This window comes from Microtetraspora sp. AC03309 (genome assembly GCF_020826795.1).
Taxonomy (GTDB): domain Bacteria; phylum Actinomycetota; class Actinomycetes; order Streptosporangiales; family Streptosporangiaceae; genus Microtetraspora; species Microtetraspora glauca.
In genome coordinates, this window is record NZ_JADDIL010000048.1 from 66,653 (window position 1) to 74,397 (window position 7,745).

The 7,745-nt window shown below is 71.2% G+C and carries 7 protein-coding genes; 3 read left to right on the forward strand and 4 right to left on the reverse strand.

Annotation, left to right across the window (positions count from 1 at the left end):
* Positions 1–63 precede the first annotated feature (63 nt).
* Positions 64–1,497 carry an LVIVD repeat-containing protein gene (locus IMZ11_RS25985; protein ID WP_228645025.1) on the forward strand — a complete coding sequence of 478 codons (1,434 nt, stop codon included), beginning with the start codon at positions 64–66 and terminating at the stop codon, positions 1,495–1,497.
* Between the two features lie 4 nt (positions 1,498–1,501).
* On the opposite strand, the gene IMZ11_RS25990 is transcribed toward IMZ11_RS25985, so the two are convergent.
* The 3 genes from IMZ11_RS25990 to IMZ11_RS26000 are packed head-to-tail and all read right to left on the reverse strand — an operon-like array spanning position 1,502 to position 4,309.
* Positions 1,502–2,332 (reverse strand): aminotransferase class IV, encoded by an 831-nt coding sequence (locus tag IMZ11_RS25990; protein ID WP_228645026.1) that lies wholly within the window; start codon positions 2,330–2,332, stop codon positions 1,502–1,504.
* A gap of 23 nt (positions 2,333–2,355) precedes the next feature.
* On the reverse strand, positions 2,356–3,351 hold the full coding sequence (locus tag IMZ11_RS25995) for a chorismate-binding protein (protein WP_061257080.1): 996 nt from the start codon (positions 3,349–3,351) through the stop codon (positions 2,356–2,358).
* Between the two features lie 34 nt (positions 3,352–3,385).
* Positions 3,386–4,309, reverse strand: coding sequence for a LysR family transcriptional regulator (locus IMZ11_RS26000; RefSeq protein ID WP_228645027.1), 924 nt, complete (start codon positions 4,307–4,309; stop codon positions 3,386–3,388).
* Between the two features lie 90 nt (positions 4,310–4,399).
* On the opposite strand from IMZ11_RS26000, the gene IMZ11_RS26005 reads away from it, so the two are divergent.
* Together IMZ11_RS26005 and IMZ11_RS26010 are read left to right on the forward strand one after the other, a co-directional pair.
* Positions 4,400–5,623 (forward strand): NAD(P)-binding domain-containing protein, encoded by a 1,224-nt coding sequence (locus IMZ11_RS26005; protein ID WP_228645028.1) that lies wholly within the window; start codon positions 4,400–4,402, stop codon positions 5,621–5,623.
* Between the two features lie 109 nt (positions 5,624–5,732).
* Positions 5,733–5,960, forward strand: a complete 228-nt coding sequence (locus IMZ11_RS26010; RefSeq protein WP_061257076.1) for a hexameric tyrosine-coordinated heme protein — start codon at positions 5,733–5,735, stop codon at positions 5,958–5,960.
* Between the two features lie 33 nt (positions 5,961–5,993).
* Here the strand turns inward: IMZ11_RS26010 and hutH are convergent, their stop codons facing one another.
* Positions 5,994–7,541 carry a histidine ammonia-lyase gene (gene hutH / locus IMZ11_RS26015; protein ID WP_228645029.1) on the reverse strand — a complete coding sequence of 516 codons (1,548 nt, stop codon included), beginning with the start codon at positions 7,539–7,541 and terminating at the stop codon, positions 5,994–5,996.
* Positions 7,542–7,745: the final 204 nt, after the last annotated feature.

A 7,745-nucleotide genomic window follows, 5' to 3' on the forward strand; every position in this document is an offset into this window, starting at 1 on the left:
GCACGCCGCTTCTGCCCGACATAACTTCCATAGTGGGGCAGTCTCCAAGATCCAGGGGGAACAGTGAAGCGTGCGGGACTGATGGCGTGCCTGGCGACGGCACTGTTCACGGCGGCCTGCACCTCCGGCTCCTCCGGCGCCTCGCCCTCCTCCGATCCGGCCCGTGCGGTGCCCGCCGAGTCCGCGTCACCCGCCGCGGGCGGTACGGCACGCGCCAGCGCGGACCTCGGCACGGACGAGATCCTGCGCAGCCCCAACATCACGCCGATCGCGAACGTCCCCCTTGAGGCGCCCTTCGACGGGGACCGCTCCTGGAACTCCGACCTGGCGTTCCAGGGCGACTACGCGTTCGCCGGGAACTACGACGGGTTCACCGTCCATGACATCGCCGACCCGGCCCATCCGAAGGTGGTCACCCGGGTGCTCTGCCCCGGCGGGCAGAACGACGTCTCCGTCTCCGGCGACCTGCTGTTCGTGTCCGTGGACGACCCCCGGACTGACGAGACCTGCCAGAGCGGGCGCTCGGATCCCTCCAACGCCTCCTCGTGGGAGGGTATCCGGATCTTCGACGTCTCGGACAAGGCCAATCCGAAGTACATCTCCGCCGTACGGACCGAGTGTGGCTCCCATACTCACGCGATCGTCCCGGGACCGGACGCGGACACCCTCTACCTCTACGTCTCCGCCGCCGGGCCGGACCCCGGCTCGACGACCTGCCCGGCGCCCCACGACAACATCTCGATCGTCGAGGTGCCGGTCCGCGATCCCGAGGCGGCCAAGGTCGTCGCCAAGCCCGCCCTGTTCAAGGACCGCCAGGGGGACGAGGAGTTCGGCGGCTGCCACGACATCACGGTCTACCCGGCGAAGAAGCTGGCCGCGGCCGCCTGCTACGGGGACGGCTACCTGCTGGACATCGCCGACCCCGTCGGCCCCAAGGTCCTCAGGACCGTGACCGACCGGGAGAACTTCTCCCTCTGGCACTCGGCCACCTTCAACAACGCCGGAACCAAGGTCGTGTTCGGCGACGAGTTGGGCGGCGGGATGGTCGCGACGTGCGACTCCTCCGGCCACGACACCAAGGGCGCGAACGCCGTCTACGAGATCACCGCCGACCGCGAGCTCGTACGGCACGGCTACTTCAAGATCCCCAGACCCCAGGAGGCGTCGGAGAACTGCGTGGCCCACAACGGAGCGCTCATCCCGGTGCCGGGCAAGGACATCATGGTGCAGGGGTGGTACCAGGGAGGGGTCTCCGTCTGGGACTTCACCGACTCCGACCACCCGGTGGAGATCGCCTTCTTCGAACGCGGCCCCCTGCGGCCGGGGCTGCAGATCGGCGGCTCCTGGTCGGCGTACTACTACAACGGCCACATCTACTCGAGCGACATCACGAAGGGTCTGGACGTCCTGCGGATCGACGACCCGCGCACGGACCCCGCCAAGAGCGTGACCCTGAAGGAGTTCAACGCCCAGACCCAGTACGCGTACGGCGACTGACCCGTCACGGGTCCAGGTCGGCCGCGGACCGCTCGGCGAACGCCTTCATCGCCGCGAGCGTGACGGGACCGGGCGCCTGGGGCAGCTCGCGGTCGTCGACCAGCCGGATCGGCTGGACGTCACGCGTCGTGGAGGTGAGGAACGCCTCCTCCGCCTCGTACAGCGCGGAGATGGGGACGTCCTCCTCGGTCCCGCCGCACCACTCGAGGACCAGCGCCCTCGTCACCCCGGCCAGGCAGCCGGACGCCAGCGTCGGCGTCACCAGGCGTCCATCGGTCACGATGAAGATGTTGCTGCCGGTGCCCTCGCAGAGGTTGCCCGCGAGGTTCTCGAAGATCGCCTCGGCGCCTCCGCGCTCCTTCGCGTACGCGAGGGCCTTGGCGTTGTCGCCGTAGGACGTGCTCTTGACCCCCGCGAGGGCGCCGCGCTCGTTGCGCGGCCAGGGCACGACGGTGACCGCCGCCGTCTCGGGGAACGGCTTCTGCTCGGCGACGATGACGATCGCGTTGGTCCCGTCGGAACCGCGGTCGGAGCCGAGCGGCCCCGGCCCGCTGGTGTAGGTGATCCTGATCCGGCCCAGCGGCCACGTCGGCGCGGCGGCGAGGCACTGCCGCACGCCGTCGGCGATGGCGCCGAGATCGGGCTCGGGAAGGTCCATCCGCTTGGCCGAGAGCGCGAGCCGGTCCAGGTGGCGGGTGAGCGCGAACGACTCCCCGCGCACGAACTTGATCGTCTCGAAGACGCCGTCACCGACCATCAGCCCGTGATCGAAGACCGAGACGGCGGCCTTCTCCGGGTCCAGCAATTCACCGTTGACCCACACGGGTACAGCCATCTAGGTCTCCATCCCTGCTCGTGCTAGCTCCGCGACGCGAGTGCGATGAGCCGGGACGCCTTCAACTCGGTTTCGCGCCACTCCCGCGTGGGGTCCGAACCCCACGTGATGCCCGCTCCGGTGCCGAAACGGATCATGCCTTGCTCCACCCAGAAGGTGCGGATGCCGACCGCCAGCGCGGCTTCCCGCCGGTCGGCGTCGACCCAGCCCACTGCCCCACAGTAAGGCCCCCGCGGCTCTGGTTCGAGCCGATTGATGATCTGAAGTGCCGTATATTTCGGCGCTCCCGTCACCGATCCCGGCGGGAAGGTCGCGGCGAGCAGGTCCGGCCAGCCGGCGCCACGCGCGAGCCGGGCCCGTACGGTCGAGACGAGATGGACGAGACCCGGATGCTCCTCGATCTCGCAGAGCGCGGGCACCGACACCGAGCCGACCTCGGCGACTCGGCCGAGGTCGTTCCGCACGAGATCGACGATCATCACGTTCTCGGCGTGGTCCTTGTCGAGCAGGTCCGCCGCGGTGACCCCGGTCCCCTTGATCGGCTTGGATTCGACCACGTCTCCGGCCCGCGAGAGGTACAGCTCGGGTGAGGCCGACACGACCGTCAGCCCGGGAACGCTGATCACCGCGGCGTACGGGGCCGGGTTGCCCTTCGCGAGACGTACGGCGAGGGCCGCCGGATCGGCGTCGCCCGGCAGCGGTGCCGACAGCACCCGGCAGAGGTTCGCCTGGTAGACCTCCCCCTGCTCGATGTAGTCCCTGATCGCGCTCACGCCCGCCTCGTACGCCCGCCGGTCGAGCGACGTCGTCCACTCCCCGGGGGCCGGGCCCCGCCACGGCGCGCGTGGCCGGGGCAGCGGCGCGGGCCGCACGTCGCCGAAGCGCGCGCAGGTGACCTTGCCCTCATAGGTCACGACGACGGCCCACCATCCGGTCCCGTCGAGAGCGGCCAGATCGGTGGTCACATCGCGCAGTCCGGTGGCCAGGCGGCCCCCCACGTGGGCGAAAGCGTCGTGCACCGGTCCATTCTCGCCCTATCCGGCCGGTGCCCTCTCACACCCCGTCGCGTACGCGTTCCGATCGGGCCTCGTCCTGGAGCGACCGCAGGAACGCCAGCGCCGCGGGAAGCGGCGCCTCGGACGGCAGCGCGACGTACACCGTCCGGCGGGAGGCGAACTCGCCGAGCGGGCGAAGCACGAGATCGCCGCGGTGGCGTATGCCCGGCGCCACCATGGTGGGGACCAGGGTGACACCGAGACCGGCGGCGACGTATCCGAGCTTGCCCATCCATTCGGCGACGCGGAAACCGGTCTTCGGCGTGAAACCGGCCCGCACGCACGAGGCGAAGATCACCGTCTCGTGCGGGCTCGGGCGCGGGGACGCCTCGATCCAGTTCTCGTCCTTCAGATCGCGCAGGTCGACCACCTGGTTCCCGGCCAGCGGATGGTCACGCGGCAGCGCGACGAGGAGCTCGTCCTCCAGAAGCGGGACGAGCCGCGTCTCCGATCCCGTGACGAGCCCGGACGGATAGTCGCTGACCACGGCGATGTCGATCATGCCGGTCACGAGGCGTTCCACGAGGCGGCTGCTCGGCCCTTCGACGATCCTGGTCTCCACGTCCGGCCGCTCGCCCTGGAAGACGCGCAGCGCGCGGGGCACCAGGGCCGCGTTGGCCGTGGCGAAGGCGCCGACGCGGAGCCTCCCTCCGGCGCCCCGGTGGATGGCCGACAGCTCCTCCGCCGCCGCTTCCAGGCTGTTCAGGACCTCCAGCGCGTGCCGGTGGAGCGCGTGCCCGGCGGGCGTCAGCCGTACTCCCCGGGGCAGCCGCTCGAACAGCGACCCACCGGCCTGGGTCTCCAGGGACGCGATGCGCCGCGAGACGGCGGACTGCGTGTAGTTCAGCTCGGCGGCGGCCGCCGTGAACGAGCCCGTACGGGCGACGGCGTCGAGCAGCCTGAGCGCGTCCGACTCGAACACGCCCCTCCTTCCATCCATGACTTCAGCGCATGTCTTACATGCAATCTAGTCGCTGGTGGAATGGGTCGGGCGTGCCTACAGTCACAAGGCATGATCGCTTTCCTCGGACTGGGGCACATGGGTGCTCCCATGGCCCGGCGCCTCGTGGACGCCGGGCACACGGTGACCGTCTGGAACCGCACCCCGAAGGACCTGCCGGGCGCCACGGTGGCGGCCACCCCGGCGGAGGCCGTCACCGGCGCGGACCTGGTGGTCACGATGCTGGCCGACTCCGACGCCGTCGAATCCGTCGTGCGCGCCGCGCTGCCCGGCTTGCGACCCGGGACGGTCGTGGTCGAGATGTCCACCATCGGCCCTGACGCCGTCGCCCGGATCCGGAGGTCGCTACCTCCCGGAACGGGGCTGGTCGACGCTCCCGTCCTCGGCAGCGTCGCACCCGCGCGTGAGGGGAACCTGGTCGTCCTGGCCGGCGGCTCGCCCGAGGATCTGGCGCGCTGCCGTGACGTGCTGGCCGTCTTCGGAACCGTCCGCGAGGTGGGCCGTACGGGAGCCGGCGCGGCACTCAAGCTGGCCCTCATGAGCGCGCTCGTCCCGGCCCAGGTGATGCTCGCGGAGAACCTGGCGTACGCGGAGCGGATGGGTGTGGACCGCGCGGCCTTCCTGGACGTGCTGGCCGGGACCCCGCTCGGCGCGCTCGTCCAGCGACTGCGGCCCGCGATCGAGGAGGAGCCCTCCGAGACCCGGTACGCGATGGGCCTCGCGGCGAAGGACCTGCGGCTCGCGACCGCCGGTGTCGGCGCGGAGCAGACGGTGGCCGCGGCGGCGCGGGACCTGCTCGCCGAGGCGGCGGACGCGGGGCTCGGCTCCGAGGACCTCACCGCCGTCATCCGGTGGGCGGCAGGGCGGCGGAGTGAGCCGCGGAGCGGGAAGATCGCCGAACGGATCAATCCGGCCACCGTCCCCGCGACCAACGGGCGGTACTCCCACGCGGTGCGCTTCGGGGACCTGCTCTTCGTGTCCGGGCAGGTCGCGCTGGACGCGGGCGGGCAGATCGTCGGCCGGGACGACATCGCCCGCCAGTCGGAGTACATCTTCGAGAACCTGGGCCGGATCCTCGCGGACCAGGGCAGCTCGTTCGGCGACGTGATCCACATCAAGACGTTCGTCACCGACATGGACCGGCTGGTCGACCACGCGAACGTCCGGGCGCGGTACGTCACCGGCGAGCCGCCGTCGAGCACCACGGTCGAGGTCTCCCGCCTCTTCCATCCCGACGTACTGCTCGAAGTCGAGGTGATCGCGGCCATCGCCTGACCGGCCCCTCAGCGCACACCGTACGACCGGTTGTTACCGTACGTAACTGAAGGAAGCGGCGGGAACCCCGAGCGCGCCCCGACAGGCCGTGCGGGAGCAAGGAGCCGAGATGGAACTCGTACCGGGAAACTCGCTGATCACGGCGACCCCGGAGGACGGCCGGGCGCTGGCCGTCCTGATGGCGCGCCACACGGTGCGCGCCATCCAGCCGGACGTGGACGTGCTCAGGGACGGGCGCCCCGACTACGCCGAGAACGTCGACGGCCTCACCTCGGCGGCGCAGGTCGTGGCGATCGAGTTCGCCACGATCGCGGCCGCCAACAACTACTGGCGGTGACGGCGCGGGGTCGCTCCCGGCGAGCCGAGCGGTTCAGGCCAGGGGGCCCGTGACGGATTCGGCGGCGGAGACCACGGCCCCGTCGGCGACGAGCCGCACCACCGCCTCGATCTCGGGCGCGAGGAACCGGTCCGTCCCGGGTCCGGCGACCGACTCCCTGATCACCCCGGTCACGGCCCCCGTCGCGGGCGCCGGCGCGTGCGGCGCCCGCAGGTCGATGGCCCGCGCGGCGGTGAGCAGTTCGACGGCGAGCACCCGGGTCAGGCCGTCGACCGCCCGGCGAAGCTTGCGACCGGCCGACCAGCCCATCGAGACGTGGTCCTCCTGCATCGCCGAACTCGGGATCGAGTCGACGCTCGCGGGGTTCGCCAGACGCTTGAGCTCGGAGACGATGGCCGCCTGCGTGTACTGGGCGATCATGTGCCCGGAGTCCACGCCCGGGTCGTCGGCCAGGAACGCGGGCAGTCCGTGGCTGCGCGCGACGTCCAGCATGCGGTCGGTCCGCCGCTCGGCCATCGACGCGACGTCGGCGACCGCGATGGCCAGGAAGTCCAGCACGTACGCCACGGGAGCGCCGTGGAAGTTGCCGTTCGACTCGACCCGCCCGTCGGCGAGCACCACGGGGTTGTCGATCGCGCTGGCGAGCTCGCGCCCGGCGACGACGGCGGCGTGCGCGACGGTGTCCCTGGCCGCACCGGCGACCTGGGGCGCGCAGCGCAGCGAGTAGGCGTCCTGCACGCGGGTGCACGAGCCGTCCCGGTGCGAGGCCATGATCGCCGAACCGGCGAGCAGGGTCCGCATGTTGGCCGCGGCGGCGGCCTGGCCCGGGTGAGGGCGCAGGGCCTGGAGCGCCGCGTCGAAGACCCGATCGGTGCCGAGCAGCGCCTCGACGCTCATCGCGGCGCTGATGTCGGCCGTCCTGAGCAGCCGCTCCAGGTCGTGGAGGGCGAGCACGAGCATGCCGAGCATGCCGTCGGTGCCGTTGATGAGGGCGAGCCCTTCCTTGGCCGCCAGCTCGACCGGCTCGATCCCGTACTCCTTGAGCGTCTCGTCGGCGGGCCGGACGCGGCCCTCGCGGTCGCGGACGACCCCCTCCCCCATGATCGTCAGGGCGACGTGCGCGAGCGGGGCGAGGTCGCCGGAGCAGCCGAGGCTGCCGTACTCGTGGACCACGGGCGTGATCCCGGCGTTGAGGAGGCTCTCCAGAACCCTGGCGGTCACGGGGCGCACGCCGGTGTGACCGGTGGCGAGCGTGTGCAGCCGCAGGAGCATCATGGCCCGGGTGACCTCGGTCTCCACCTCCGGGCCCGATCCGGCGGCGTGCGAGCGGACCAGGCTCCGCTGGAGCTGTCCGCGCAGGGCGGGGTCGATGTGCCGGGTGGCGAGCGCGCCGAACCCGGTGGAGACGCCGTAGGCGGGGGTGTCGCCCTCCGCGAGTTCCTCGATTCTGCCGCGGGAGGCGGCCATCTCGGCGATCGCGTCGTCTCCGAGCCGTACGGCCCTGCCGTACCTGGCCACGCTGATCACGTCGTCGAAGGCCAGCGGCGCCGGCCCGATCTCCACGACCTCGTTGTCGCGCATGGTTCCACTCTTCCAGCACTTGGTAACTAGCGTTTGCAATGTTAGCTGCTTACACCGCATCGGTGTCCCGCTTGATTTGGGGAGTGGGCGCGGATTCGCTAGAGTTCTCTGCGTGAGGCCGCCTCGGGCGGAAATCACGCGGAAGTGGCTCAGTGGTAGAGCATCACCTTGCCAAGGTGAGGGTCGCGGGTTCGAATCCCGTCT